Consider the following 26,293-nt stretch of genomic DNA (forward strand, 5'->3'; position numbering starts at 1 on the left):
GATCCGCTCGGACTCGACCGTCGTCGCGGGCTGGGCAGTGGGCTCCGGCTGGCGGTTCTCCAGCTTGATCCCGCACTTGCTGACCAGCGCGACCCCCGCGCCGATCGTCGTGGCCACCGGAGCGGCGAACGCGGCGACCACCCCGAGGGCGACCGGCACCTCCAGGACCACCTCGTCCTTGCTGTCCCGCACCACCACGCGGCGGTTGAGGCCTTCGCTGACCAGCCCGCGAACGGCGTCGACCACCGAGTCGACGGCGGAACGGGCGGACTCGGACTTGGACTCGCTCATTGTTCTCCCTGCACTGCGGATCTCCCCTGACAACATCCAGCTTGCCCGCGATCGCGCAAGCTGCCATCAGGGTTTCTCCCTGACCTCCTCCTGAATTGCCCCTCAGGACGGTTGATCTCGGTGTCAGGCGTGGTTCAGCCGCACCGCGTGAACGTCCGCTCCGTCGGCGATCGTCGACGGGAAGAACGCGATGGTGTTGTTGCCGGAGATCGTTTCGAGCCCCGAGTAGTCACCGAGGAACAAGCCCCTCGGATCGCCCGGCGCGAAGTACGAGACCGGTGCCCGGTAGTGGTCGAACGGGCCGTGCAGGTGCTGTTCGGGTTCCCAGCTCAGCGTGCCGTTGTGCGAGTGGCGGACCCAGATGTCGGTGGTCGCGACACCGTCACCGGGCACGTTGTTCCGGTCGTCCCAGTAGGTCAGGGTGACCGTGCCGGTGTCCGACACGTCGATCGCGTGGTTGTAGGACTGCACGCCGGCGCCACCGGTGGCGACCACCGCCGGGCTGCTCCAGTGCCGGCCGCCGTCGGTGGAGCGGACCAGCACGACCTTGTTCAGCGCGGTGCCGAGGCCGTCGGCCCAGACCACGTAGATCGCGCCGCTGGTCATGTCGACGGCGATGTCGGGGATGTAGTCGCCCGCCCGGATCGGGAAGTTGTCGTCGGGCACGAACAGCTGCGCGAACCGGATCGGCGCGATCTTCGCGGGAGCCGACCAGTGCAGGCCGGCGTCGCGGGAGGTCATGACGGCCATGTACACGCCGTTGTCGTTGAAGGTTCCACCGGTGAACAGATTCGCGGCGACGTCGTACAGCGTGCCGTCCGGGCCGACCGCGATCTGGTTGCCCTGCATGTAGGTGTTCGAGTTGCGCATCGGCACCGGGGTGGACCACGTCAGCCCGGCGTCGGTGGTCCGGGAGAACATCGGCTGGCCGCGGTAGGCGAACGAGTGCAGATCCGCGATCGGGTTCTGCTTGCCGTTGTTCGGGTAGTCGCCGCGGATCCAGGTCGCGTAGGCGTAGCCGGCGCGGGTCGGGTCGCCCGTGATGGAGATCTTGTCGTTGAAGACGCCGCGGTCGCCGGGGTCCTCCTGGATGATCTGGGGCGGCCGCCAGGTGCCGGTGGACCGGTCGAGGCTGGTCACCGAGACCGCGGACTGGCCGAGCGCGGCCGAGTCGATGGGCTGGCCGAGGAAGTAGGCGTTGCCCGCCTTGTCGTAGCTCACCCACGGGTCGGTGACGCGGCCGAACCGGACCGGGCCGCCCTGGCAGGCGCTCCACGGCACGTCGGGCAGCTTGGTCCAGGACGCGCCGCCGTTGTGCGAGATCCACGAGGTCAGGCCGCGCGCGCCGCCGTCGGGCCAGCGGTCCTGCTGGCTCGCGCCGATCATCTCGGCCGGGTTGACCGGGTTGACCGCGACCTGGGGTTCGACCTCGGTGTTGTCGTAGGCGGCGGCGAAGTCGGCCGAGCCGCCGAACGGGCACGACGTCAGCGCCGACGGGCCGCTGACCAGCACGTCAGCGCCGACGGAGAAGGGTGCCGCCGACGCTGCCGGTGCCAGGCTGAACAGAATCAGAACAACGACCGCCGCAGCGGCGGTGAGCCGTCTGGTCGCACGCATGAGGGTACCTCCGCATGTCTGCTTCCCCCTCATGGGTGAATCGTCCTGAGTCAGCCCGGTGTTGCGCTCCACCGCCGGCGCAGCCACAAACTCACGTGGACGAGCGCCACGAGCACCGGCACCTCGATCAGCGGGCCGACCACACCCGCGAGCGCCTGCCCGGAGGTCACGCCGAACACTCCGATCGCGACCGCGATGGCGAGCTCGAAGTTGTTGCCCGCGGCGGTGAACGCCAGCGTCGTGGTGCGCTCGTAGGACAGCCCGGACGCCTTGCCGAGCGCGTACGAGCCCGCCCACATGATCGCGAAGTAGACCAGCAGCGGGAGTGCGATGCGGGCGACGTCGACTGGCCGGCCCGTGATGGTCTCGCCCTGCAGGGCGAACAGGACGACGATCGTGAACAGCAGTCCGCACAGGGCGATCGGGCCGACTCGGGGCAGGAATTTCGCCTCGTACCAGTCGCGGCCGCGGGACCGCTCCCCCAGCTTCCGGCTCAGGTAGCCGGCCAGCAGCGGGATGCCGAGGAAGATCAGCACGGACCTGGCGATCTCCCAGGCGGAGAAGTTCACGGACGTGGTGTCGAGGCCCAGCCAGCCGGGCAGCACGTCGAGGTAGAACCAGCCGAGCACACCGAACATGACGACCTGGAACACGGAGTTGAGCGCGACCAGCACGGCCGCGGCTTCTCGGTCGCCGCGGGCGAGGTCGTTCCAGATGATGACCATGGCGATGCAGCGGGCGAGGCCGACGATGATCAGGCCGGTGCGGTACTCCGGCAGGTCGGCGAGGAAGATCCAGGCCAGCGCGAACATCAGGGCCGGGCCGAGCACCCAGTTCAGCACCAGCGACAACAGCATCGTGCGGCGGTCGCGGGTGACGGTGCCGAGCCTGTCGTAGCGGACCTTCGCGAGCACCGGGTACATCATCAGCAGCAGCCCGAGCGCGATCGGCAGCGACACCTCGCCGATCTTCACCGCGTCCAGCACGCCCTGCAGGCCGGGGACGAACCGGCCGAGCAGCAGGCCGGCGAGCATGGCGACGCCGATCCACACCGGCAGCAGTCTGTCCAGAAAGGACAGTCGAGGCAGCACGTCCGGTGCCGCGGATTCCTTGATGCTCAACGAGGTTCTCCGGTCAGTCGCAGCAGGTGCTGGCGTCGCGCAACGGCCCGCCGGGCGCGAGCGCCGCGGCGAGGGTGTCGATGGCGGCGTTCTCGATGCGGTACCAGCTCCAGGTGCCGCGGCGCTCACGGCTGAGCAGGCCGGCCTGCACGAGGATCTTGAGGTGGTGGCTGAGCGAGGACTGCGGCATGTCGAACTGGTCCGCGAGGTCGCAGAAGCACGCCTCCTGCCCCTCGGTCCTGCACACCAGGCCGACCAGCTCGACGCGGATCGGGTCGCCGAGCGCCTTGAACAGGCGTGCGGCGGCCGTCGAGTCGAGCAGCGTCCGGTCCGGGCTGGTCATGACGATCACCCTAGCCGCTTGGATTGACAAAAGTCGATGCAGGAGGTGTGATCTGACCGTGCCCAACACTCCCGAGGTGCTGTTCGTCTGCGTGCACAACGCGGGCCGTTCCCAGATGGCCGCCGCCCTGCTGCAGCACCACGGCATGGGCCGGATCGCCGTGCGTTCGGCGGGATCGGCGCCCGCCGAGAAGGTCAACCCCTCCGCTGCCGCCGCGCTGGCGGAGTGGGGGCTCGACATCACCGCCGAGGTGCCCTCGAAGCTCACCACCGACGACGTCGAGGCCTCGGACGTCGTCATCACGATGGGCTGCGGCGACACCTGCCCGGTGTTCCCCGGCAAGCGCTACCTGGACTGGCAGCTCGACGACCCCGCCGGTCAGGGCGTCGACGCCGTCCGGCCGATCCGCGACGAGATCGACCGTCGCGTGCGCGGGCTGGTGGCCGAACTGCTCGACTAGCGCGGCACGCTGGCCGTCGACAACGCGGCCGCCAGCACCCCGATCACGCCCAGCACCACGAACACGGCCGGATAGCCGCCGAGCCAGGCCGCCAGTGCGCTGCCCGCCCACGGTGCGACCGCCGCGGTGAGCATGACGGGCGCGGTGAGCACACCGTTGAGTTGTCCGTAGTGGACAGAACCCCACCTGTCCGTGATCGCGGTCGCCTGCACCAGGGTGAAGATCCCGCGTGCGACTCCGGCGAGCACCGAGCCCGCGATCAGCAGCAGCGCCGGACCGGGCACCACGCCCAGCAGCGCGGTCACCACCGCGCTGACCAGCAGCACCAGCAACGTGCGGGTGCGCACCGAGGTTCGCGCGGCCAGCCGGGCGTAGCCGAGCCGGCCGGCCACCTGTCCGAGCCCGCCCAGACCGAGCGCGACCGCGGCGGCCGAGGTCGTCATGCCGCGCCCGGTCAGCAGCGGCACGAGGTTGATCACCACCGCGTACACGCTGAACGCGGCCAGGCTCATCGCGACCACGAGCACCAGGAACGGCCTGCTGCGCGCCACCGCCGACGGGGTGTGCGCGGTCTCGTGCTCGATCGCGGGCCACGGCAGCCGCAAACCCCACAGGTGCAGCGGAATCGTGGTGACGGCGAGGAATCCGGCGAGCACGAGGTAGGTGCCGCGCCAGTCGACGGCGGTGTTCAGCACGGCGGTCAGCGGCGCGAACACCGTGCTGGCGAGGCCCGCGACCAGGGTGAGCGCGGTCAGCGCGGACACCCGGCGCGGCCCGTACCAGCGGGTCAGCGCGGCGAAGGCGGGAGCGTAGAAGATCCCCGCCATCGCCACCCCGGCAACCAGCCAAGCGGCGGTGAACAAGGCCAGCGAGCGCGCGCTCGCGAGCGCGACCAGCGCCAGCACGGCCACGACCGAGCCGGTGGTCATGATGGCGCGCGGGCCGTGCCGGTCGAGCAGCCTGCCCACCGGGATGCCCACCAGGCCCGCCACGATCTGGCTCCCGGAGAACCCGGCCGTGATCGCCGCGAGCGACCACCCCGTCTGCGAGCTGATGGTCGGCAGCAGCACGGGGAAGGCGTAGTAGAGCACGCCCCAGCTGATGATCTCGGTGGTGCACAACACGATCAGCACGCGACGCAGCCCGGTGCCGGGCCGCGTCGCCGTGTCAGCCCGCATTGGGCGCGAGGCCGATCGTCACGTCGACGGGCTCGCCGCAGCATCCGCTGGTCTGGTCCGGGGCGTCGAACACGCCGGCACCGCCGCACACACCGGTCTCCGGCAGCACGAGCTCCACCCGCGCGGACGCCTCGTGATCGCCCGCGAGCGCCGCGACGACCGACCTGACCTGCTCGTACCCGGTGAGCGCGAGGAACGTCGGCGCGCGGCCGTAGCTCTTCATGCCCACCAGGTAAACACCCCGCTCGGGGTGCCGCAGCTCCTTTTCGCCGTGCGGGTACACGGTGCCGCACGAGTGGACGTTCGGGTCGATCAACGGCGCGAGCTCTGCCGGCGCCTGCAGCACCGGGTCCAGGTCGAGCCGGATCTCGGACAGCCAGGACAGGTCGGGCCGGAACCCGGTCAGCACCACGACTTCGTCAATTCCTTCGACGCGATGGCCGTCGAACGACTCCAACACGAGCTTGCCGTCGACACGCTCCACCGCGGCCGTCCGGAAGCCGGAAACGATCTCGACGTGACCGGCTTCGACCGCCTTCTGCGCCCGCAGCCCCAGAGCTCCCCGCGCGGGCAACTGGTCCGCCTCGCCGCCGCCGAAGACGTTGCCGACGGCACCGCGCCTCAGCAACCACACGATCTTCGTGGCAGGCTCCAGCTCGGCGAGCGCGACCAACGCGGTGAGCGCCGAGTGCCCGCTGCCCGCGACGGCGATCCGCTTGCCCGCGTACCGGGCACGTTCAGTCGCGAGGTCCGGCACGCGATAGCTGATCTGCGAAGCCGCCGCTTGCTCCCCCACCGCCGGCAGTCCGTCTCCGCCGAGCGGGTTGGGCGAACCCCACGTGCCGGAAGCGTCGATCACTGCGCGGGCTGCTATGCGCTCCTCGCCCACGTGCACGGTCAGCGGTTCGTCCTCACGACCGGCGTCAACGACGCGGTCCCGGCCGCGTCGCGCGACCCCGACGACACGCGCCCCGAACCGCACCACGTCACCGAGAACCTCAGCCAGCGGCGCCAGGTAATGGTCGGTCCACTCCGCACCGGTCGGATACACGTCGCCGCCCGGACGCACCCACCCGGCCTTGATCAGCAGTCGTTCGGCAGCCGGGTCGACCAGCTCGCCCCACTGCGAGAACAGCCGAACGTGATTCCACTGCGACACGGCCGCACCGGCCCGATCGCCTGCCTCCAGCACGAGCACCTGCTCGCCCCGTTCGACCAGGTGTGCCGCCGCGGCCAAACCGGCTGGCCCGGCACCGACCACGACCACTGGCAGCTCAGTCACCGCGCACCCCCTGCATCGAATCTTTTCGAATCAGCGCGGGACTCTATCGATCGGGATCGATGGACGCAACCATCGATCGGCATCGATACTTCGCTCGGCTGTCTCAGGCCGGCTCCACCGCCACCAGGTTTCCCTTTCGTCCCACCGGATCGGTGAGCTGGGCGTGGTACCCGACCGCACCCGGCGGCACGGTGCGGGTGAAGGTGGCGGACCCCGGCAGGGTGACGCGGGTACTACGGCCGGGCCGTTGCCGCGATGACCGTCGAGGAGATGTGCCCGTGCGCGGGATCGGCCGGGAAGAAGAGCGTCTCAATGCCGCTGAGGTGCAGGTTCATCTGCGCCATCGGCAACTCGTGCACCAGGTCGCGCTTGGTGCGCGCGCCTCGCACGATCACGCCGATGTCGTGCGCGCGGCAGTAGTCGACGAGCAGCTGCCCGGTGCTGGAGTCCAACGCGACGTTGGGCAGCTCGCTGGTCATCTCCGCAAGAACGGCCAGTCGTTCGGCGAGCGGGAGCCGGCCGGTCTTCCGAGGGTTCGTGAAGACGCACACGACGAGCTCGTCGAACAGGCCCGCGGCCCGGCGCGCCACGTCGAGGTGGCCCTGGGTGGCCGGGTCGAAGGAGCCGGGGAACAAGGCGCGCATGCTCGCCATGCTAACGATCAGCTGGTGCTCGCGGAGGCCGCGAGCACCAGCTGACCGACATCACCGGGCGGCGCGCACGCCGTTCTCGAAGAACGCGAGCCGAACCTCGCGGTCCACGGCCCGTTCCGGGTGGTCCATCAGGCCGAACGACAGACCGTCGAGGCTGGTGATGCCCGCGATGTTGTCGAACGAGCCGTCCGGGTTGGACTCCTTCTCGTAGCGCAGCGCGACGCGGTACGCGGCACCCTCGGCGTCGGGGTGGAAGCGGCCCTCGCCGTGCGCACACGGGAACTCGAGGGTCTGCCCGGCCAGACCCGTGAGCCACGGGCTGTCGTTGTCCTCCTCGACGACGTGGCGAACGTGCTCGTCGTTGCGGAAGGTGCCGGAGCTGTTCACCTTCAGGCCCACCTTGCCGAAGCAGCCTCCGCGCACGGCGATCTGGAAGCCGTTGCAGATGCCGATCAGCGGGCGGGTGCGACAGGCCTCGAACTGGTCCGCGAGGTGGCTGCGCAGCAACGCGCCCGCCACCGCACCGGCACCGAGGTGGTCACCGAACGAGAAGCCGCCCGGGATGCAGAGGATGTCCGCGTCGTCCAGGCGCTCGGCGCCGGACAGCAGGTCGGCCGCGAAACGCAGCCGCGGCGTCGCTCCCGCGGCAGCGAACGCCTTGACGGTCTCCTCCTGGCAGTTGGTGCCGGGGAGGTACAGGACGTTGACGGTCGGCTTCATGCGATCCTCGCCGTGAACGAGTTGAGCCAGCCGTCGCGCGCGGCCGGGGTGAACAGGTCGGTGCCGTCGAGCTGGATGCCGGCGCCGGGCACGAGGGTGCCGAGCACGACGGGGTTCAGCTCCGCGGGCAGCTTGCCGACGTCGGACTGCGCGACCTCGACGACCGCGCCCACGCGGTGCTCGGCGAAGAGCGACTCGGTGGTCGCGGACTCCAGCCGCACACCGGTGCCGCTCGCGAGCACGCCCTGGGCGAGCACTCCGGCCACACCGCCGGAGCCGATGCGGGCGCCGCTGCGGAACAGGTTCCGGTGCGCGGCCAGCGCGGCCAGATAACCGTCCACATCGGACAGTGCCAGGTCGTCCAGAGCTCCACCGGGCAGGTCGAGCTTGCGTGCCGCGACCGTGCCCACCGGCGACGAGGTGGACAGGCCGATCCGGACGAGGACGTTGTCCGGCGCGGTCCACTGCTCGCGCAGCAGGTCGTCGTGGTGCGGCACCTTGCCCAGCGCGGTCAGGAACACCGCGGGCGGCACGCTGACGAGACCCTCGTCGGTGTGCACGGAACCGGCCGAGGAGTCCTTGCCGGAGATCAGCGGCACGCCGAAGTGACGGACCAGCGCGGCCAGCTCGTCGACCATGCCGACCAGCCACTCGCGCCAGTTCTCCGACAGGTGCGGGGTGTAGAAGTTGTCGCACATGCAGATGTCGTGCACCGCGACGCCCGCGAGCACCTGGCCCGCGATCGCCGAGCAGAACATCTGGCGCGTCGCGGCCACCGGGTCCGCGTCGAACATCCACGGGTTGAACGCGGTGTTCAGCACGGCGGCGGCGGGCGAACCCGCGACCGGGGTGCCCGCCCAGTAGGCCGTGCGGACCGGCTGCGCGGTGCCGTAGTGCGGGCCGTAGAACGTGTTGCCCTGCACCGTGGAGTCGTACTGCGAGTCGGCGTAGTGCTGCGACGCCACCTCCGCGTCGGAGACGACCTGCTCCAGCAGCCCGGCCAGCTCGGCCGGCGCCAGCGACGGCCACTCCGGCACACCGGACGGACGCGGCGGCGCGCCCACCTCAACACGTTCGACCTCGATGTCGAGCAGGTCGTACGCCACGTCGAAGCCGGTCTCGCCCTGGTGCGCGGGCACGGTGTCCGGCGCGGAGGCGATCAATGCCTCCTCGGTCAGGTCCGGTGCGTGGAACACGTGGTAGCGACCCGTGTCCGCGAACCGGCCGATGACCGTGGAGCGGACCATGTGCTTGTCGAGGATCTTCCGCGCACGCTCCTGGTGCTCCGGCGGCACGGCGAGCAGCATGCGTTCCTGCGACTCGGACAGCAGGATCCGCCACATCGGCAGCGCCGCGGTCTTCAGCGGCACGAGCGCGGTGTTGATCCACACCCCGCACGCCTCGCCGATCTCACCGACGGCGCTGTTCAGGCCCGCGCCACCGACGTCGGTCAGCGCGCTCATGCAGCCCTCTTCGCGCAGCTCGATCAGCGCCTTGCGGAACTTGACCTGCTCCAGCGGGGCGCCGATCTGCACCGCGGCGGTGTCCATCGTGGCGCCGGCCGAGCTGGCGGACGCGCCGTGGATGCCCTCGTTGCCGGTCAGCCCGCCGATCAGCACGACGAAGTCGCCGGGACGGGGGGTGCCGCGCTGCGCCGCCGACACCGGCAGCAGGCCGATGCTGCCGCCGAGCGCGAACGGCTTGGCGCGGTACGCGGGGTGGAACGTCATGCGCGACGACATCATCGGCACGCCGAACGTGTTGCCGTACTCCTTGATCGCCCGGATCGTCTCGCCGGCGAGCCTGCGCGCGTCCGGCCGGCCCGCGATCGGCGCCGGTGCCTCGGGCTCGCCGACCGCCGTGTACTCGAAGCTGCCGATCGGGTCGGCACTCAGGCCGGTGCCCAGGATGTCGCGCAGCACGCCGCCGAGCTTGGTCAGCTGGCCGAAGTAGCCGGAGATCGCGGAGGGGCCGTTGTGCGTCTCGGCCTTGATCGCGATGGCGTGGCCGTCGTAGAAGTCCCACACGCCCGCGTTGTCGTGGAACATGCTGAGCACGTTGGAGTTGTCGACGTCCTTCGCGGCCTGGACGAGCCGGCCGAGCAGGCTGCCGAGCGACTTCCAGGTGGTGTGCGCGCAGTGGTCGCTCCAGCGGGCGTCCAGCGCCTCCAGCAGGACGTCCGTGACGTACTCGTCGCCGAGCGTCACCTGGACGTGCTGCACGTGCTTCATCTGCGCGAGAGAGAGGTTGCGGCCGCCGGCCACGCCCAGCTCGGCGAGCGCCGCGTCGTCGAGCCCGCGCAGGTCGTGCTGCGCGGCGGGCTCGTAGTGGCCCTGCGGCACGAGCGTGTCGTACTGCGGCTCCGCGTCGTGCACCTCTTCGATCGTCGCGTTGAACCGCGTCGACACGACCAGGTCGCGCAGCTTCGGCGACTCCGACCGGTACGTGGTCGCGACCTTGCCCGCGCGCGCCTTGACGCCGAGCAGACCGCACACGGTGATGATCGAGTCGCTCTCGTTGTCGACCACACCGCGCTTGTAGGCGACCTGCACGGCGCCCGGTTCCAGCGGCTGGTCCACGGAGACCTCGACGTCCAGCTGGTCGCCGAGCACGGCGGCCACGTCCGTCAGCGCGGCCGGATCCGGCGCGCCCTCGAACTCGACGTAGTAGTCGCGCCACACCTCGAGGTCGTCGAGCTCCCACGAGCGGCCGAGTTCGCGGATGTCGGGCTCCGCGACGCCGGCGGAGCGAACCGAGAACTTGTGGATCAACAATCCTCCTGGAGCCGGACCGGGTGGTCTGGAGGAGATTCTCCCAAGTACGTCCGCGCCCGCAGCACTAACCCCCGGTAGACCGCTTGGAGGATCATCGGGCTCGACCGCGCGTGATCGGGTTTGGCCGGCGTGGCGAGATGACGTTGAGCGATGACGCCACCCTGGCGCTGCCCGAGTTCGACGCACCATCCGCCGATCCGGCCGCGCTGCTGAGCCCCCAGGCCGTTCTGCCGGAGGCAGGACGACCCGCTCACTTGGATTTAGTCAACACTGAAGCTATAGAGTAGGATCACCACGTGCGCATCGTGTCCTTGCTGCCCGCCGCGACCGACATCGTCGCCGAACTGGGGCTGCTACCCGCCCTGGTCGGCCGCACCCACGAGTGCGACTGGCCTGCCGAGGTGAGCTCGGTACCGGTGGTCACCACGACCGGCATCGACCAGAACGTGTTGACCAGCAAGGAGATCTCCGCCGCGGTGGGCGGGAGTCACCAGGGCTCGGGGCTGTACGACATCGACGCGGAACTGCTCGCCGCACTCGCACCTGACGTCGTGCTCACCCAGGACCTGTGCGACGTGTGCGCGGTGTCCTACCAGCGGGTCTCCGAGGCCGTGCGGGTGCTCGACGCCGGGCCGCGGGTGCTCAGCCTGGAACCCCGCACCCTGGACGAGGTGCTCGGCTGCCTGGACACGGTGGCCACGGCGCTCGGCACCACGGCGTCGGCGCGGATCGCCGCACTCCGGGCGCGGCTCGACGCGGTGCACGCCGAGGTCGGGGGACGGCCTCGGCCGCGGGTGGCCGCGATCGAGTGGCTGGACCCGATCTGGCCCGCCGGGCACTGGGTGCCGGAGCAGATCACCTGCGCCGGAGGCATTCCGCTGCTGGCCTCGTCCGGTGAGCACACCAGGCCGATCGCGTGGCAGGCGGTCCTCGACGCGCGCCCGGACGTGGTTCTGCTGCTGCCGTGCGGGTTCCCGCCGGACCGGACGATGGCCGAGCTCCACGTGATGACCGGCCTGCCCGGCTGGGACGACCTGCCCGAGGTGTGGGTGCTCGACGGGCCGTCCTACTTCAACCGGCCTGGCCCACGAGTGGTGCGCGGCGCCGAGGTGCTCGCTCACGTCCTGCACGGCGCCGGTTCGATCAGCCCGGCCGAGGCACGCCGGATCCGCTGAGGGACCAGGTGGGGAGAGGCCGGCGAGCCTCTCCCCACTTCTGATCACTTCAGCGTGTACGCCTGGAGCACCGTCTGCTCGGCAGACCCGTGCGCGTCAGCGACCTTCGTCCTGAAGGACACCGACTTCGCGTCCTTCGGATGGACGAGCGTGGTCAGCCACTTGTGCCCCGCCCTGAACACGACGATCCGCTGCCACGTCCTGCCCTCGTCGTAGGACACCTCGGCCTGCGGCGTGCGGACATCCGTGACGTCGGCCTTGGAACCGTTGCGCTGCACCGTGATCGGCACCGTGAGCAGGCTGCCCGCCCGCGCCTGGTTGTGGTCGTCGAGCTTCGGCGCGAACCGCACCGCGAGCAGCGGCAGGTCCTGCGTCGCGGTGCCCGGGACGGTCTCGGACGTGAACGTCCAGTCCGCGGTCACCTTCGACGTCAACGGGGTGCGGTTGCCCTCGGTGTGCAGCTGATACGTCGTCTTCGCCGCGGGCACCGGCGTGACGAGGTGGCCCGGGACCGTGGAGGAGGCCACCACGGTGCCGTTCGCCGTCAGCCTGGTGCCGCCGGTCGTGCTGTCGAAGTCGAACACCGAGTGCTCACCGGTGCCGTCGGCGTACAGCTGTGCGTTCACGATCAGCTGGTCGCCCCGCCGGCCCGCCCAGTAACCGGGCATGTCGGCTGCGGGGAACGCCGGGCCGAAGACCGCCGTGTTCCACTGCTCGGTGCTCCTGGCGCCGCGCCGGAACGTCTTCGGCCGGGCGTCGTCGTGGAACACCGGCATCGCGGTCGGGCCGGTGTCCTCCATCAGCGAGCGGCTCCACGCCACGCCGGGCGTGTAGTACTCGGTCAGCTTGAACGGCAACGGGCCGTAGACGCCGTTGTTGCGGCCGCCGTTCGCGCCGGGGACGCGGGCCTTGTGCGTGGCCTCGACCCTCGCCATGTCCCGTTCGCGGTCGCGGTGCCTGATCGCGGCGGGCATGCCCTCCTTGCCGCCGGTCTGCGAGTGGAACTGGTACGGGCTGCCGTAGAACCGGCCCTCGGCGTTCTTCTTCGCGAGCACGCTGCCCGCCGACCACTCGAAGGCCGGGTGCGCCGTCGCGGACGACTGGACGTAGAAGCCGTCCCAGTCGCGCAGGCCCCAGCCGCCGACGTAGCCGAAGTCCTGAGTGGACATTCGCACGGTCAGCGAACCCGACGCGAGCGAGGCCTCCTCGCGGTCGACGGTGATCGACGGCTGGACCGCCTTGCGGGCGTCGAAGGTGAAGGTGCCGGTCCCGGTGACCTCGATGGCCGGCTCGTACGCCGTGATCAGCTTGGGACGTACGGCCGGGTCGGTGGTGGGCGTCACGTAGACGGTGTTCAGGAAGTACTTTCCCTTGGGCAGCCGGAGCTTGGCCGTGCCGGTCGGAGCGGCACCTTCGTACCCGGTGGGATTGTCGTGGCTGATCAGCAGGTAGCGCAACGCATCGGCCGGTTTGCCGTCGTGGCCGACGTAGTTGAGCGTGACGTCGTAGCTCTCCTGTTCCTTGTGCACGCCGATCGGCACGCGGATGCCGCTGGAGGCGACGACCGCGGCGCCGTACACGCCGTCCGGGCCGGCCACGCGGGTGTCCGCGGTGACCGAGGCCTCGGCCGTGCCACCCACCGGGACGGTCAGCTTCGCCGGCGACAAGCTGAACAGACCGGCCGCCGCCGGCTTCTGCTCGGCGACGGACAGGTCGAGCGCGAGCGGCTCGGTGCCGGTGTTGCGATAGGTGATCTTCTTGGTGACCGGCTGGTCGTCGTCGTGCGGCCACTGGGCCGTGCCGAAGCTGACGCTGGCCGGGGTCGCGACCGGGCTGGTGGCGACCGCGCGGGCCACGTCGACGCGTCCGGCGCCCTGGTCGAACACACCGGCGTCGGCGCTGGGCCTGGCGCTGTGCATCAACGCGGTCTTGATGTCCGCCGGCGACCACGCCGGATTCTTCGCCGCGAGGATCGCCGCGGCGCCCGCGACGTGCGGGGTCGCCATCGACGTGCCGGACAGCGCCACGTGGTTCGCGTCGACCGGGGTGCCGATGGTGCCGTTCTTCGCCTTCGCCGCGACGATGTCCACGCCGGGCGCGGTGATGTCCGGCTTGATCGCGCCGTCACCGGCGCGCGGGCCGCGGCTGGAGAAGTCCGCCAGCCCGTCGGCGCGATCGACCGCGCCGACGGTCAGCGCGGCGTCGGCGGCCGCGGGCGAGGAGACCGCGCGGCCCGAGTTGCCCGCCGCCACCACGAACAACGCGCCGTGCTCCGCGGTGAGCCGGTTGACGGCCTGCGACACGATGTCGGTGCCGTCGCTCGGGCTGTCGCCGCCCAGGCTCATGTTGACGATCTTGGCCTTGGTGGCGGCCCACTCCATGCCCTCGATGACGCCGGACTCGGAGCCGCTGCCGTGGTCGTCGAGCACCTTGCCGTTGACGAGCTTCGCATCCGGCGCGATGCCCTTGTACTTGCCCTCACCGGTGATCGTCGACGCGACGTGCGTGCCGTGCCCGAACTTGTCGTCGGTCGTGGCGGCCGGGGTGAAGTTCTTCTCCTCCACCACGGCACCCTGCAGATCGGGGTGCGTGACGTCGATGCCGGTGTCGAGCACGGCGACCGTGGTGCCGGCGCCGGTGAAGCCCTGCTGCCACGCCTGCGGCGCACCGATCTGCGCGGCGCTGCGGTCCAGCGTGGCGGTGATCTTGCCGTCGAGCCACACCCTGGCCGCGCCACTGGTCCGCGCCGCGCTGAAGAACCCGCCCTTCTTGTCCGCCTTGACGGCGAACGCGTTGATGCTGGGCAACGACTTCGCGTCCGCCGACCGCAGTCCCCCGCCGCCCTGGACGATCAACGGGATCGTGTCGCGGCTCGCGTCGTCGTAACCGGACCGCGCGAGCAATGAGACGTCGAACAGCCGATCGTCAAGCGCACCAGCGGTGATCTGCCGCTGCACGTCCATCGGGATGACGTGCAGGTCGCCCCGCGCGTCGGTGTAGTGGTGGAAGCGGACGTCCTCACGCCCCTTGGCGGCGTGCGTCCGCACCTGCCCGTTCGCCACGTGCACGAGATCGCCCGTGATCAACGTGACCGTTGTCGTCAGCCCACCTGGTTGCGGTGCGGTGGTCTCCCCCACGGCCGGGGGCACGGTCACCGCGGTCGCGGCCACGGCGGCCGCGAGCCCTGCGGCGAGAATGGATTTCTTCAACGCGAACTCCCCTTGTTCGGCGTCGAAGGGCGAGGTCGCCCTCCGTGACACAGATACCGCAGAGAGTGGCCGCGTTGCGTCGCTTCAGGCGATCTGTCCCGATTGCGGCCGGGCCCGCCGATCCGGCCGTTCGATCCGGAAGTGTGGCGCTCTCAGCGTTTCGTCTCGTACCTCGTCAGCACCACGCCGCCGGGGAACGTCCGCGTCTCGGCCAGGTCGAGGTTCACCCAGCTGTCGAGCGCGGTGAAGAACGGCGTGCCGCCACCGATCAGGACCGGGTGGGTGACGACCAGGTACTCGTCGATCAGCCCGGCGCGCATGGCCGCCGCGGCGAGCGTGGCGCCGCCGACACTGATCTGCGCGCCGTCCCCGGCCTTGAGCCGGGTGATCTCGGCGACGGCGTCGGTCTGCACCACGCGGGTGTTCCAGTCGGCCTTCTCGATCGTGGAGGAGAACACGACCTTCGGCGTGTCGCGCCAGTTCCGGGCGAACTCGACCTGCGCGGGGGTGGCATCGGGCTGCTCGTCGCCGGTCGGCCAGTAGGAGCTCATCGCCTCCCACAGCTTGCGCCCGTACAGGACCAGCCCGTTCGCCTTCTCGTGGTCGAGCCAGAACTGGAACAGCTCGTCGGACGGCCCGCCCCAGCTGATGTCGTCGCCGGGAGCGGCGACATATCCGTCGAGGGTCAGGTTCATGCCGTAGATGAGTTTGCGCACGGCGAATTAGACCAGCGCGGTGCGGCGAACTCATCGCCCAAGCCCGCTAATGAGACTGATGAACCTGAACACGTTAGCTAGACGGTTGCTTCCCAGGCGTTGGCCCTGCTGGCGTCTGCAAGGACCACCAACTCTTGAAATCGCCGCTGACCACACCCAACCGGCCATCGCCGACGCCGCGTGGCGCGGCGCTCCATGAACGGCTGTGCGCGGTGCCCACGACGATGGGAAGGCTCGAACCTGCTAATGTCGAATCAAAGTGGCAGAGGGTTAGGACGAGCGTGCGCACGACACTGGCCGAGTTCCAGGCCGCCGGCTTCCCGATGGCCGCCGAGCCGGTCGTCGCGCTCGACCTGGTGGACACGCTGATGCTCGCCACGGACACCGACCTCCTCGGCGACGACACGAAGTACGCGAAGTGGTGGGAGCTGCAGGCCGACCGGCTCCCGGACGCACCGCCGCCGCCCGTCAGCGCGACCCGCCGGCTGCGTTCCGTGCTGCGCGAACTGTTCGACGCCGCGCTGACCGAACGCGACCCCGAGCCGTCCGCGATCGAGGATCTCAACGCGTTCTCGGCCGGGGCGCCGACCAGCCCGCGGCTCGAAGGCTGGGGTGAGCGGGCCGAACTCGTGGTCCGGTGGCACGACGACTACAACGGCCACCCGGCGCTCGCGGCGATCGCGGGCGGGGCGATCGGGCTGCTGTCCGATCCCGCCAGGCTGTCCTCGTTGCGCCGCTGTGCGAACCCCGCGTGCTCGATGCTGTTCCTGGCCGAGAACAAGCGGCGCGTGTGGTGCACCGCCAACCTCTGCGGCAACCGCGCCCGCGTCGCCCGGCACTACGAACGCACCCGCGGCTGACCCAGCTCGCTCCTCCTCGTGCCCGAGTCCACAAAGGACGGCTTATCAGGCGCTCTCATGGGCGGCATGACTCGCTCGTACAAGATCGCCTGACCAGCGCTTGTGCGCTCGTGACAGCGTCCCGTGCGCGGCGTGACAGCGGATCTCGGCAACCTGGCCGTGTTGCCGAGATCCGGCTGCGGAGGGGGATTTCACAGATGTACGACGTGGTGATCGTGGGCGCGGGCCCGGTCGGCCTGCTGCTCGCCTGCGAGCTCGGCCTGCGGGACTGTTCCGTCCTGGTGCTGGAACGGGAGCCGGAGCCCGGTTCCCCGTGGCGGGCCGCGCCGCTCGGGATGCGGGGCCTGTTCGGGGCGTCCCTGCAGGCCTTCCAGCGGCGCGGACTGCTGGACCAGCTGCTGGCGGCGTCGCCCAGCACGGCCGGGCGTCTTCGCGGTGCCGGACATTTCGCCGGCATCATGCTCGATCCGGCCAAAGCCGACCTCGACACGCTGCCGTTCCGCCTGCCGAGTCCCGGGCCGGAGGCGATGATGACGAACCTCGAAGCGGTCGAGCAGGTGCTGGCCGAGCGAGCCGTCAAGCTGGGCGTCGAAATCCGTTACGGCGTCCTGGTTTCCGCGGTCGACCAGGACGACGAGACCGTCATCGTCAGCGACGGTGAGCACGAGTACCCGGCACGCTGGGTCGTCGGCTGCGACGGCGGCCGGAGTGCGGTCCGCAAGCTCGCGGGCTTCGATTTCACCGGAACCGAGCCGAACTTCACCGGCTACGTGCTGCTCGCCGACGTCGCCGAACCGGAGCAGCTCACGCCGGGGTTCAACCTGACCCCGAACGGCATGTACATCCAGATGCCCACTTCCGGGCACATCGGGATCATGGACTTCGACGGCGGCGCGTTCGACCGCACGCAAGAGCTCACGCGCGAGCACCTCCAGGCCGTGCTGCGCCGCGTGTCCGGCATCGACGTGACGCTGACCGACGTCCAGCGCGCTTCCAGCTTCACCGACCGCGCGATGCAGGCGACGACCTACCGGCGGGGACGTGTCCTGCTCGCGGGCGACGCCGCGCACATCATGTCCCCCCTGGGCGGCCAGGGCCTCAACACCGGCCTCGGCGACGCCGTGAACCTGGGGTGGAAGCTCGCCGCGACCGTGCGCGGGCAGGCGCCGGAAGGCCTGCTCGACACCTACACCGGCGAACGCCATCCCGTTGGCGCGTGGGCACTCGACTGGACCCGTGCGCAGGTCGCGATCATGCGACCCGATCCGCACGGCCAGGCGATCCAGGCCGTCGTCCGGGATCTGCTCGCGACGGGTGACGGCACGAACTACGTGCTCCAGAAGATCACGGGCGGGTCGGCCCGGTACGACCTCGGGAGCGAGCACCCGCTGGTGGGGCGCAACTCCCCGGACTTCTGCCTGGCGGACGGCACCCGCCTCGGCGACCTGATGCAGGACGGCAGAGGGGTCGTGCTCGACTTCAGCGCCGACGGTGTCCTGGCGGGGTGGGCCGCGGGCCGGGAACGCGAGCTGCGGTACGCGGCCGGTCCCGCCGCCGAGGACTTCGGGCTCGGGGCGGTCCTGGTCCGGCCCGACGGCATCGTCGCCTGGGCGGGCGAACCTGACCGGGAAGCCTTCGGCCGAGCCGCCCGGCAGTGGTTCGGAGCCTAGGGCCCGGAGCGGGCGGACACGGTGTGGGCGGTGATCTCCTCCCCGCAACACCGGCACGCCAGGTACGCGTCGCCTACCTGCCCGCACACCGTGTGCTCCAGCACGATCGGCGGCCCGTCGGGATCCGGCACGTACCGGTCACCCCACTTCATCAGGATCACGATCGCCGGGAACAGCTCCAGCCCCGCCGGAGTCAGCCGGTACTCCTCGCGGTCCTCCGCGTACGGCACCCGGTGCAGCAACCCGAGCTCCACCAGTGACTTCAGGCGGGCGGACAGCGTGGGCCGCGGGATGTTGAGGTTCCGCACGAACTGGCCGTAGCGGCGCACGCCGAAGAAGGCCTCGCGCAGGATCAGCAACGTCCACCGCTCCCCCACGACGTCCAGCGCCCGCCCGACGGACTCGCCGCGGAACCGGCGGTCGAGGGAGTCGGTCATCGGTGTCCCTTCGTCAGCAGTGGGGAGAGCGTGGTCAGCAGCCGGGCGCCGGCCGGATCCTCGGCCGTCGCGGGCACCAGGCCGACGTGCGAGGCGCCCGCGTCGAAGTAGGCGGAGACGCGATCGGCGATGGCGGACGCCGACCCGATGGCACCCACGGCTTCAAGCAGTGCCAACGGAACATCGGCGGCCAGCGACGCACGGGGTTCACCGGCTCTGGCACGGTCCACCAGCGGACCGTGCCCGAGCGCGGTGAACATCTCGCCGTAGCCGGGAGGCGCGAGGTAGACGGCGAGCTGCGACCGCAACTGCCGCAACGTCTGAACCCCGGGCTCGAGCGCTGCCGGAATCCACACCGCGATCGGTGGCGGCACGGGCGTCACCCCGGAAAGCGTGTCGACCACGTCAGCGACGTGATCAACGCTGACCAGGTTCAGCACCACCTCGTCGCCCTCCGCGGCCGCCACCCGCATCAGCGCGGGGCCGAACGCCGCGACCGAGATCGACGTGCCCGGAACCGGTTGCCGCAAGCGGAAACCATCGACCCGGTTGCCGTCCAGCAGCGCCCGCGTGTCCCGCACGGCAGCACGCACCGAGGCCACCGGCGTGAACGGCCGACCGTGCCACGACGACACGATCAGCGGACTCGAAGCACCCAATGCCAGCCGCGCTCGCCGACCAGTGCAGGCGACCACTGTGGACAGTCCGAGCGCCAGCGCGACGGGACTCCGCACACCGGCCGCCAGCGGACCGATCGTCAACGAGATGTTCGACGTCCGCGCACCGATCGCCGTCGCCAGCGCGAACGCGTCGAACGTGGCCATCTCCCCGATCCACAGCCTCCCGAACCCGGCCTCGTCCGCGGCGGCCGCGATCGACAGGGCTTCCGCTGGCGGACGGTCGAGCCAGAACGGCGTCACCACGCCGACAGACTTCACAGCTGCCCCGTCTGCGCGGGCAGCCCCAGCAGCACCTTGCCCGGCAACTCGTACGAGGCGAGGTTCACCTGGAAGTGCGCGGTCGCCGTGTGCGCGTCGCGGAACCGTCGCTGGATCGCCGCCCCGTCGTAGATCGCGCCGCCACCCGACAGGTCGTAGAGGCTCGACACCACCGACCGCGCCGTCCGGGTCGCATGCGTGGCCGCCAGCCGCAACGCCGCCCGAGCCGGTACGGACACCGAGCCAGCCTGTGCGGCCTCCCAAGCCTCGTCCACCGCCGCGTGGAAGAACGCCCGAGCAGCCCGCAGCGAAGCCGACGCCTCGGCAACGGCGGCCTGGGTCGACGACCGTTCCGCCAGTGTCCGGCTGGATCCCAACGGGCTGCGGCCCACCGCCAGCTCGACGAAGTCGTCCAGCGCGCCGAAGGCGTTGCCCAGCGCGGCCGCGGCCACCGACAGGGCGAAGAACCCGAAGATCGGGAACCGGTACAGCGCGGGAGCGTCCGGCGGCGGACCGTCCACAACGGACAGCACCCGGGCAGACGGCACGAACACGTCACGTGCCACCGCGTCGTGGCTGCCGGTGCCACGCAACCCGGTCGTGTGCCAGGTGTCCAGCACCTCCAGCGACGACTTCGGCAGCGCCGCCACCTTCAACGCCCCGGCCGAGTCCACGAACCCGGCGAACAACCAGGAAGCGTGCCCGATCCCGGAGCAGAACGACCACTGCCCGGACACCACCACACCGCCGTCGGCGTCGACCGCACGCCCACGAGGTGCCCACACGCCGGCGGCCACGGCCCGGGGATCCCCGAACACCTCCTGCGCACCCGCGGCAGGCAGGTAGGCACCGAGCAGCCCGCTCGTCGCCGCGATCGACACGCACCACCCGGCGGAGGCGTCACCCCGGGCGATCGTCTCGGCGACGGCCAGCGTCTCGCCGGGCGGACGTTCGCTCCCACCCAGCGACCGCGGCACGCCGAGCCCGAACATCCGCTCCGAGTGGAGGAGTTCCAGCAGCTCGGGGGCCAGCGCCCGGCCGGCCTCGGTCTTCGGTGCGACCGAACGGGCCAGATCGGCCACGGTCTGCGCGGCAGCCGGCACGGGTTCCTCCAGGTTCAGTTTTCTTACCGGTTCAATTTCCTTACCGTAGCCACGGTGGTCCCGGCAAAGCAAGAGGGACCCCACCCGGCACGGGTGAGGTCCCTCCAGCAAACGACGATCAGGCGAACGGCCCCTTGTCGATGCCGCACGTCTTCTGCGTGGGCAGAACACCGGTGAAGAGGTACTCCCGCTTCACCTTCTCCGCGCACGCGCTGTGCACGTACATCGACGTGTGCCCGTACCCCTCGACCGTCAGGAACCCGGTGCGGGACATCTCGGCAGCGCCGTCATGCGCACCGTGCAACGGCGTCGACGGGTCGAACCTGTTGTTGATGAACAGGACCGGCGCCGACGTCCAGCGGTTCCACGGACCGGTGTAACGGTCGTTGTCACGACCCTGCCAGAACGCGCAGGCCATCATGTCGTAGACCACCGGACGGCCCCAGTACGGCACGCGCTCGTCCTCGCTCTTGCCGTACGCCGTGTACGCGGCCGTGTCACGCGGGAAGTTGCTGTCCGCGCACTGGATCGCGTTGTAGCTCTCGAACCGGTTGGTGATGTAGGGCTCGCCGGCCGCCCGGAGCGTTGCCGGTGCGTCCCACACCCCCTGCAGGATCCTGGCGGTGTCCTGCCAGGTCTCCGGCTGCGCCAGCGCGTCCCAGACGGTGCTGATCAGCGTGACGCGGTCGAACCGGCCGTCCGGAGTGGTGACGGGCGAGGCCGTCACCTTGGCCACGAGCGTTGCCCACTTCTGCTTCAGGTCGCCACCCGCGAACGCGCACTTCGCTCCAGGAGCCGCACACAGCGACAGGAACTGGTCGAACGTCTCGGCGACCCCGCGCGGCACGTCCTGGCGCGTGTCCAGCGGCACCGTGGTGCCCTGGTTCCCGTGCCCGGTCGCGTTGCCGACGAAGTCGAGCGAGCCGTCGAACGCGAGCGCGCGAACCTTGTCCGGGAACATGTTCGCGTAGATCGCGCCGAGGTGCGTGCCGTAGGAAATGCCGTGGTACGTCAGCTTCTTGTCCCCGACCGCCTTGCGCAGCAGGTCGAGATCCCGCGCCGTGTTGGCGGACGAGACGTGGTCCAGCAGGTCGCCGGACTTCGCCTCGCAGCGCCGCACGAACTCCCGGTACGACTCGTAGAACGCCGGCTCCTGAGCCGCCGTGTCCGGGTAGACCGGGATCGAGTTGAGGAAGTTCTGCTGCTCCTCGACGCTGTCGAAGCACCGCACCGTCGCGGACCGCCCGATGCCGCGCGGATCCCACGACACCAGGTCGAACCTCGCCCGCAGTTCGGGCGAGAACAGCCACTCCCACTTGCCGCGGCCCCGCAGCCGGTCCACACCGGACGCACCGGGCCCGCCGAAGTTGACGAACAGCGAGCCGATGCGCTTGGCCGGATCCGTCGCGGGCAACCGGATGACCGCGAGGTCGATCTTCGTGCCGCTGGGCTGGTCGTAGTCCAGCGGCACCTTCGCGGTCGAGCACTGGAACCCGTCCTGACAGTCCTGCCACGTCAGGACGGGTGTGGCGGCTTCTTCCGCGGCGCCGGCAGCCGGCGCCAGCCCGATCACCAGCGCAGCCGTGATCAGCAGTGATTTCACATTGAGCTCCCCAGGTCTGACCTCTCGATCATGAAGACGCGAGAAGGCCTCCCGAGGTTGCCCGGACGTCAGCGGATGTTGAAGCAGGGCGCGCCGCGCAGCGCGTACCCTCCGCCGGTGTTCTCCCAGAGGTTCGCGCAGAAGCGCGTGCCGATGGCCACGAACTTCTCCACGGTCGTGTCCCGCGAGCCGGCCAGCCACACGTCACCGGACTGCGGCTCGTTGCGGATGTGCCCGCTGCTGTCGCGGAACTCCCAGTGCCCGACCAGGCCGATCGAACGGGTCACCGTCACCCGCACCCCGCCGATGAAGTTGCCGCAGTTGAACCTCTCCAGCCTGGCCGACACGTGCGAGCTGCTCCCGCACGCCTGGGCGCCCACGTCGGACGCCGAGGCCGCGCCGGCACCGAGCAGTACCGCCGAGAACGCCACGACCGCACCGATTGCTGCTGTCTTGCGCATGTGTTTCTCCTCCCCAGTTTCCCTGCGGAGTCGACGCCAGGCGCGGCAAGTTGATTGCGATCGGCACTCACCGGCTGAACAACAACCGGTGACCAATTCAGCCGCACGGCGGGCGGAAATCGAGGCCGGGGAAGTACTTCTGCCACTCCTGAGGTGTGATCGCGGGATGAGCCTTCGAGCAGATGCGTTGTGCCACCCGGGAAGGATCGACCTCCCACAGCCGCGCGGTGTCGTCCTCGCTACCGGTGCTGAGCAGCTGGCCGTCCGGGCTGAACGCGACGGAGTACACCCGGTCCTCATGTCCTGACAGCACAGCGGAAAGCATCGGCGAGTGAAGGTTCGACACGTCCCAGAGCCGTGCGGTGCGGTCGAAGCTCGCGGTCGCGAGCCGGCGGCCGTCCGGGCTGAACGTGACCGACCAGATCGCGTCGAGGTGGCCGGACGCGGTCGACAGGTGGCGCGGTGAGCCGGGATCGCCGATGTCCCACAACTGCGCGGTGCGGTCGATTCCGGCGGTGGCCAACGTTCTGCCGTCCGGGGAGAACGACATCGAGTACACGCGATCGGTGTGGCCACGTGCCTCGCCGAGCCGCCGTGGGTGAGCCCGGTCCGTGATGTCGTACAACCGCACCAGATCGCTCATCGCCACCGCGAGCAGCCGGCCGTCGGGACTGAACTGGATCATCGGGAGCGCGTCGGTGAAGTCCTCGATCACCGCGACCAGCGCGGCCGACCCGACGTCCCACAGCCGCACGGCGTGCTCGGTGCCCGCGCCGGCCACGGTCCTGCCGTCCGGGGTGATCGCCACCGCCCGCAACGGCGCCGGGTGCTGGAGCACCGCGCCGTTCGACAGCCGGATCGTCTGGTCGATGCCGGCCGTGGCGAGCAGAGAACCGCTGAACGCCGCCATCTTCACCTCGTGCTGATGTCCGGCCAGCGTCTCCCGCAGCACCGGGTGGAACGGATCGGTGACGTCCCAGCGGCGTGCGGTGTGGTCCTCGCCGCCGGTCGCCACCGTCTTGCCGTCCGGGCTGAACGGCGTCGTCCACACCCCTCCCGCGTGGCCGGCCAGCACCGGTCCCGGCAGGTCCGTCATCAGCACCGTGCGGTCCGCGCTCGCCGTCGCCAGGCTGCGGCTGTCCGGGCTGAAAGCCACGCCCCACACCACGTTCGTGTGCCCGGTGACCTTGCTGATCTTGACGACCTTGCGCGGATCCGTCACGTCCCAGACCACGCCGAGGTGGTCCCAGCCGACCGAAGCGAGCATCCGGCCGTCCGGGCTGAACGCGACCGCCTGCACGGGTTCTCCGTGCCCTTCCAGCACCGACAGCGGCGCCGAACCGTTGATGTCCCACAACCGGGTCGTGTGGTCGAACCCGGCCGTGGCCAGCACTTTGCCGTCGGGGCTGAACGCCACGGACTCGACCGAGTCGGTGTGCGCGGTGATCACGCCGAGCTGCCGCGGGTGGTGCCGGTCGGAGATGTCCCACACGCGTGCGGTGTCGTCGTCCCCGCCCGTGGCGATCATGCGCCCGTCCGGGCTCATCGCCAGCGCGCCGACCGGGCCGTCGTGACCGCGCGCTTCGGCAAGCTGCGTCGGTGCGGTCGGTTCGGCCAGATCCCACAGCTTCGCAAGTCCGTCCGCGCCAACAGAAACGAGCGTGCGCACGTCGGGGCTGAACACGACCTTGTAGACGCCGTCGGCATGCGCGTTCACGGTGGCGAGCAACCGGGGTGAGCGTCGGTTCGTGGTGTCCCACAAGCGCACCTCGCCGGACGACAGCGCGGCCGCCATCCGCAGTCCGTCGCTGCTGAACGCGACCCCGCTCACCGCACCGCCGACGTCGTTCAACGTAATGAGCTCGGTCAGCGTCTTCGTGTCCCACAACCGGATCGACCGGTCCATGCCCGCGGTGGCGAGCACCTCACCGTCCGGGCTGAACGTCGTCGTCAGCACCCACCCGGCGTGCCCGGTCAGCGGCACCCGGTACGGCGTGGAGAAGGCGCTCAGCAGACTGCCGCGCGCCTCCACGGTCGGGCTCAACCGGTACGCGGCCAGGCTCAGCTGGGCGGCCAGCGACGGGTTGACCGACCTGAGCGCGGCCGCCTGGATCGCGACATCACGGGACAGCGCGGAGTTCCGCTGCTCGGTCGCCTTGTTCTCGGAGTGAACCGCGAAAACGGTCGCACTGACCGCCACCAGCAACAGCACCGACAGCAACGCCACCAGCCGGTGCAACATGCGGGCGCGCAGGCGTTCGGTGGTGCGTTCCCGTTCCGCCGCAACGACACCCGCGGCGAGGAAGCGGCGTTCGGTGGAGTTGAGAGCCTGCGGGTTGCGACTCGCCCAGTCCTTCGCGAGCGCCAGCCTGGTCCCCCGGTACACCGAGCCGTCGTCCTCGCCCACCGCCTCCCACGCCTGCGCGGCCGTGGTGAGCTGCCGGTGCACCCGCAGGCCCTCGCGGTCCTCGGCGATCCACTCCCGCAGCCGCGGCCAGGTCCGGATCAGCGCCTCGTGCGAGATCTCGACGCCGGCCTCGTCGACCGTGACGAGCCGGGCGGCCGCGAGCCGGCCGAGCACGTCCGTCGTGTCGTCGTCCAGCTCGTCACGAGGAACCCGCCGCTTGGTGTCCTCGGTGCCCTCACCCGGCGCGGTCAGCCGCAGGAACACCTGCCGTGCGAGCAGCTGCTGCCGTTCGTCGAGCGCCTGGTAGGCGTCCTCGGCGGTCTTGGCCACCGCGCCCCGGATCCCGCCGGCGGCCTCATATCCGAGCAGCGTCAACGTGTTACCGCGGCGGCGTCGCCAGGTCTCCAGCAGGGCGTGCGAGACCAGCGGCAGCACACTCGCCTGACCAGCCGCGTCCGCCGCGACCTGAGCCATCAACGCCGTCTCGATCGCCAGTCCCGCAGCGGTGGCCGGACGGGTCACCGCCTGCCGCAGCTCTTCCGCCGTCATCGGGCCGACGGGCACCTGCACCGCGAGCAGTTCCGGATACGCCAGGCAGTGCTGGTAGAAGTCCGCCCGCAACCCGAGCACGACGCGACGCTCCGTCGTGAGCAGCTCCGAGATGTACTCGGCGCGTTCGGCCTCGTCGTGGCACAGCGTGAAGATCTCCTCGAACTGGTCGATCACGACCAGGCCCGCACCGTGCGGCAGCGGCGTGCCGGGGGTGATCACGACGGCCGGCCCGTCGGCACGAGGGATGAGCCCGGCTCGCAGCAACGAGGACTTGCCCGCCCCGGACGCCCCGATGACGGTCACCAGGCGGTGCTCGGCGACGCGCGCCACGAGTTCGCCGACCAGGCGTTCGCGGCCGTGGAACCGATCGGCGTCCTCCTCCTGGAACGCCGCCAGCCCGACGTACGGCGCCTCCTCGTCCGGCTCCGCGGGCTGAGCCAGTGCCGCGGACACCTCGTGCCACCGCGCGGTCCACTCGGCCTCGTCACCGTCGCACACCCGCACATACGCACGCGTCACGGCGAGGCTCGGCAGTTTGTGCCCGGCGGCGGCCTGCGACAGACTCGCCGCCGAGTAGTGCGCGAGCCGGGACAGTTCCCGGTACGTCGGGTTGCCCGCTTTCTCCCGCAGTTTCCGCAGGTCCGCCGCGAACCGCAGCAGGATCTCGTCGCCGGACACCAATGGACGTTCACGCCTGGCCATAAATCCCCCAGATGGTTCCCT

At 70.5% G+C, this 26,293-nt stretch carries 21 protein-coding genes; 4 read left to right on the forward strand and 17 right to left on the reverse strand.

Translation table 11 applies throughout. From position 1 onward, the window contains the following. The 4 genes from ABZX92_RS03355 to ABZX92_RS03370 form a co-directional block, all read right to left on the reverse strand. Nucleotides 1-291: DUF4342 domain-containing protein (locus ABZX92_RS03355; protein ID WP_355553314.1), on the reverse strand; the 291-nt coding region annotated here is incomplete at its 3' end. A 123-nt stretch (nt 292-414) separates the two neighbouring features. After that, entirely contained in the window at nt 415-1,908 is a 1,494-nt protein-coding gene (locus tag ABZX92_RS03360) for a sialidase family protein (protein ID WP_355553317.1), read from the reverse strand. Nucleotides 1,909-1,958: 50 nt separating this feature from the next. Beyond that, nucleotides 1,959-3,029, reverse strand: a complete 1,071-nt coding sequence (arsB, locus tag ABZX92_RS03365; RefSeq protein WP_355553320.1) for an ACR3 family arsenite efflux transporter — start codon at nt 3,027-3,029, stop codon at nt 1,959-1,961. Between the two features lie 13 nt (nt 3,030-3,042). Continuing rightward, nucleotides 3,043-3,372, reverse strand: coding sequence for a metalloregulator ArsR/SmtB family transcription factor (locus tag ABZX92_RS03370; protein ID WP_355553323.1), 330 nt, complete (start codon nt 3,370-3,372; stop codon nt 3,043-3,045). A 58-nt stretch (nt 3,373-3,430) separates the two neighbouring features. On the opposite strand from ABZX92_RS03370, the gene ABZX92_RS03375 reads away from it, so the two are divergent. Continuing rightward, a complete protein-coding gene (locus ABZX92_RS03375) occupies nt 3,431-3,832 on the forward strand; it encodes an arsenate reductase ArsC (protein WP_355553325.1) in 402 nt (133 codons plus the stop codon). Here the strand turns inward: ABZX92_RS03375 and ABZX92_RS03380 are convergent. From ABZX92_RS03380 to ABZX92_RS03400, 5 genes are all read right to left on the reverse strand, one after another. Next, nucleotides 3,829-5,010: an MFS transporter gene (locus tag ABZX92_RS03380; RefSeq protein ID WP_355553328.1), complete on the reverse strand. Its 1,182-nt coding sequence runs from the start codon at nt 5,008-5,010 to the stop codon at nt 3,829-3,831. The genes ABZX92_RS03375 and ABZX92_RS03380 overlap by 4 nt on opposite strands. Then, nucleotides 5,000-6,292 (reverse strand): FAD-dependent oxidoreductase, encoded by a 1,293-nt coding sequence (locus ABZX92_RS03385; RefSeq protein WP_355553330.1) that lies wholly within the window; start codon nt 6,290-6,292, stop codon nt 5,000-5,002. Before ABZX92_RS03385 ends, ABZX92_RS03380 begins: the two co-directional genes overlap by 11 nt. 233 nt (nt 6,293-6,525) lie before the next feature. Further along, nucleotides 6,526-6,936, reverse strand: a complete 411-nt coding sequence (coaD, locus tag ABZX92_RS03390) for a pantetheine-phosphate adenylyltransferase (RefSeq protein ID WP_355553333.1) — start codon at nt 6,934-6,936, stop codon at nt 6,526-6,528. Between the two features lie 60 nt (nt 6,937-6,996). Continuing rightward, nucleotides 6,997-7,665 carry a phosphoribosylformylglycinamidine synthase subunit PurQ gene (locus tag ABZX92_RS03395; RefSeq protein WP_355553336.1) on the reverse strand — a complete coding sequence of 223 codons (669 nt, stop codon included), beginning with the start codon at nt 7,663-7,665 and terminating at the stop codon, nt 6,997-6,999. After that, nucleotides 7,662-10,436 carry an AIR synthase-related protein gene (locus tag ABZX92_RS03400; protein ID WP_355553338.1) on the reverse strand — a complete coding sequence of 925 codons (2,775 nt, stop codon included), beginning with the start codon at nt 10,434-10,436 and terminating at the stop codon, nt 7,662-7,664. The genes ABZX92_RS03395 and ABZX92_RS03400 overlap by 4 nt, the downstream gene beginning before the upstream one ends. A gap of 299 nt (nt 10,437-10,735) precedes the next feature. On the opposite strand from ABZX92_RS03400, the gene ABZX92_RS03405 reads away from it, so the two are divergent. After that, complete coding sequence (locus tag ABZX92_RS03405; RefSeq protein ID WP_355553340.1) at nt 10,736-11,614, forward strand: cobalamin-binding protein; 879 nt, start codon at nt 10,736-10,738, stop codon at nt 11,612-11,614. A 44-nt stretch (nt 11,615-11,658) separates the two neighbouring features. On the opposite strand, the gene ABZX92_RS03410 is transcribed toward ABZX92_RS03405, so the two are convergent. Then, complete coding sequence (locus ABZX92_RS03410; RefSeq protein ID WP_355553343.1) at nt 11,659-14,823, reverse strand: S8 family serine peptidase; 3,165 nt, start codon at nt 14,821-14,823, stop codon at nt 11,659-11,661. A gap of 152 nt (nt 14,824-14,975) precedes the next feature. Then, nucleotides 14,976-15,539 (reverse strand): dihydrofolate reductase family protein, encoded by a 564-nt coding sequence (locus tag ABZX92_RS03415; RefSeq protein ID WP_355553346.1) that lies wholly within the window; start codon nt 15,537-15,539, stop codon nt 14,976-14,978. A gap of 281 nt (nt 15,540-15,820) precedes the next feature. Between ABZX92_RS03415 and ABZX92_RS03420 the strand changes: the two genes are divergently transcribed. Together ABZX92_RS03420 and ABZX92_RS03425 are read left to right on the forward strand one after the other, a co-directional pair. Continuing rightward, complete coding sequence (locus ABZX92_RS03420) at nt 15,821-16,399, forward strand: ABATE domain-containing protein (protein ID WP_355553349.1); 579 nt, start codon at nt 15,821-15,823, stop codon at nt 16,397-16,399. A 197-nt stretch (nt 16,400-16,596) separates the two neighbouring features. Then, nucleotides 16,597-18,069: an FAD-dependent monooxygenase gene (locus ABZX92_RS03425; RefSeq protein WP_355553352.1), complete on the forward strand. Its 1,473-nt coding sequence runs from the start codon at nt 16,597-16,599 to the stop codon at nt 18,067-18,069. Here ABZX92_RS03425 and ABZX92_RS03430 read toward each other — a convergent pair. The 6 genes from ABZX92_RS03430 to ABZX92_RS03455 all read right to left on the reverse strand — a co-directional run bounded on the left by ABZX92_RS03430 (nt 18,066) and on the right by ABZX92_RS03455 (nt 26,272). After that, a complete protein-coding gene (locus ABZX92_RS03430; RefSeq protein ID WP_355553355.1) occupies nt 18,066-18,506 on the reverse strand; it encodes a helix-turn-helix domain-containing protein in 441 nt (146 codons plus the stop codon). The two genes, ABZX92_RS03425 and ABZX92_RS03430, sit on opposite strands and share 4 nt — an antisense overlap. Then, nucleotides 18,503-19,444, reverse strand: a complete 942-nt coding sequence (locus tag ABZX92_RS03435; protein ID WP_355553358.1) for an LLM class F420-dependent oxidoreductase — start codon at nt 19,442-19,444, stop codon at nt 18,503-18,505. The genes ABZX92_RS03430 and ABZX92_RS03435 overlap by 4 nt, the downstream gene beginning before the upstream one ends. After that, nucleotides 19,441-20,547, reverse strand: a complete 1,107-nt coding sequence (locus tag ABZX92_RS03440; RefSeq protein ID WP_355553361.1) for an acyl-CoA dehydrogenase family protein — start codon at nt 20,545-20,547, stop codon at nt 19,441-19,443. Before ABZX92_RS03440 ends, ABZX92_RS03435 begins: the two co-directional genes overlap by 4 nt. Nucleotides 20,548-20,665: 118 nt before the next feature. Further along, nucleotides 20,666-22,150: an alpha/beta fold hydrolase gene (locus ABZX92_RS03445; RefSeq protein ID WP_355553364.1), complete on the reverse strand. Its 1,485-nt coding sequence runs from the start codon at nt 22,148-22,150 to the stop codon at nt 20,666-20,668. A gap of 68 nt (nt 22,151-22,218) precedes the next feature. Next, nucleotides 22,219-22,611 (reverse strand): hypothetical protein, encoded by a 393-nt coding sequence (locus ABZX92_RS03450; RefSeq protein WP_355553366.1) that lies wholly within the window; start codon nt 22,609-22,611, stop codon nt 22,219-22,221. A 97-nt stretch (nt 22,612-22,708) separates the two neighbouring features. Continuing rightward, nucleotides 22,709-26,272: a hypothetical protein gene (locus ABZX92_RS03455; protein ID WP_355553368.1), complete on the reverse strand. Its 3,564-nt coding sequence runs from the start codon at nt 26,270-26,272 to the stop codon at nt 22,709-22,711. Nucleotides 26,273-26,293: the final 21 nt, after the last annotated feature.

The sequence above is a fragment of the Lentzea sp. NPDC006480 genome (assembly GCF_040611995.1).
GTDB lineage: Bacteria > Actinomycetota > Actinomycetes > Mycobacteriales > Pseudonocardiaceae > Lentzea.

What these genes read in the sequence shown, in the direction of transcription:
- ABZX92_RS03360 (WP_355553317.1), bottom strand. Translation starts at nt 1,908, where the DNA reads ATGCGTGCGACCAGACGGCTCACCGCCGCTGCGGCGGTCGTTGTTCTG.
- ABZX92_RS03370 (WP_355553323.1), bottom strand. Translation starts at nt 3,372, where the DNA reads ATGACCAGCCCGGACCGGACGCTGCTCGACTCGACGGCCGCCGCACGC.
- ABZX92_RS03380 (WP_355553328.1), bottom strand. Translation starts at nt 5,010, where the DNA reads ATGCGGGCTGACACGGCGACGCGGCCCGGCACCGGGCTGCGTCGCGTG.
- coaD (WP_355553333.1), bottom strand. Translation starts at nt 6,936, where the DNA reads ATGCGCGCCTTGTTCCCCGGCTCCTTCGACCCGGCCACCCAGGGCCAC.
- ABZX92_RS03395 (WP_355553336.1), bottom strand. Translation starts at nt 7,665, where the DNA reads ATGAAGCCGACCGTCAACGTCCTGTACCTCCCCGGCACCAACTGCCAG.
- ABZX92_RS03425 (WP_355553352.1), top strand. Translation starts at nt 16,597, where the DNA reads ATGTACGACGTGGTGATCGTGGGCGCGGGCCCGGTCGGCCTGCTGCTC.
- ABZX92_RS03430 (WP_355553355.1), bottom strand. Translation starts at nt 18,506, where the DNA reads ATGACCGACTCCCTCGACCGCCGGTTCCGCGGCGAGTCCGTCGGGCGG.
- ABZX92_RS03450 (WP_355553366.1), bottom strand. Translation starts at nt 22,611, where the DNA reads ATGCGCAAGACAGCAGCAATCGGTGCGGTCGTGGCGTTCTCGGCGGTA.
- ABZX92_RS03455 (WP_355553368.1), bottom strand. Translation starts at nt 26,272, where the DNA reads ATGGCCAGGCGTGAACGTCCATTGGTGTCCGGCGACGAGATCCTGCTG.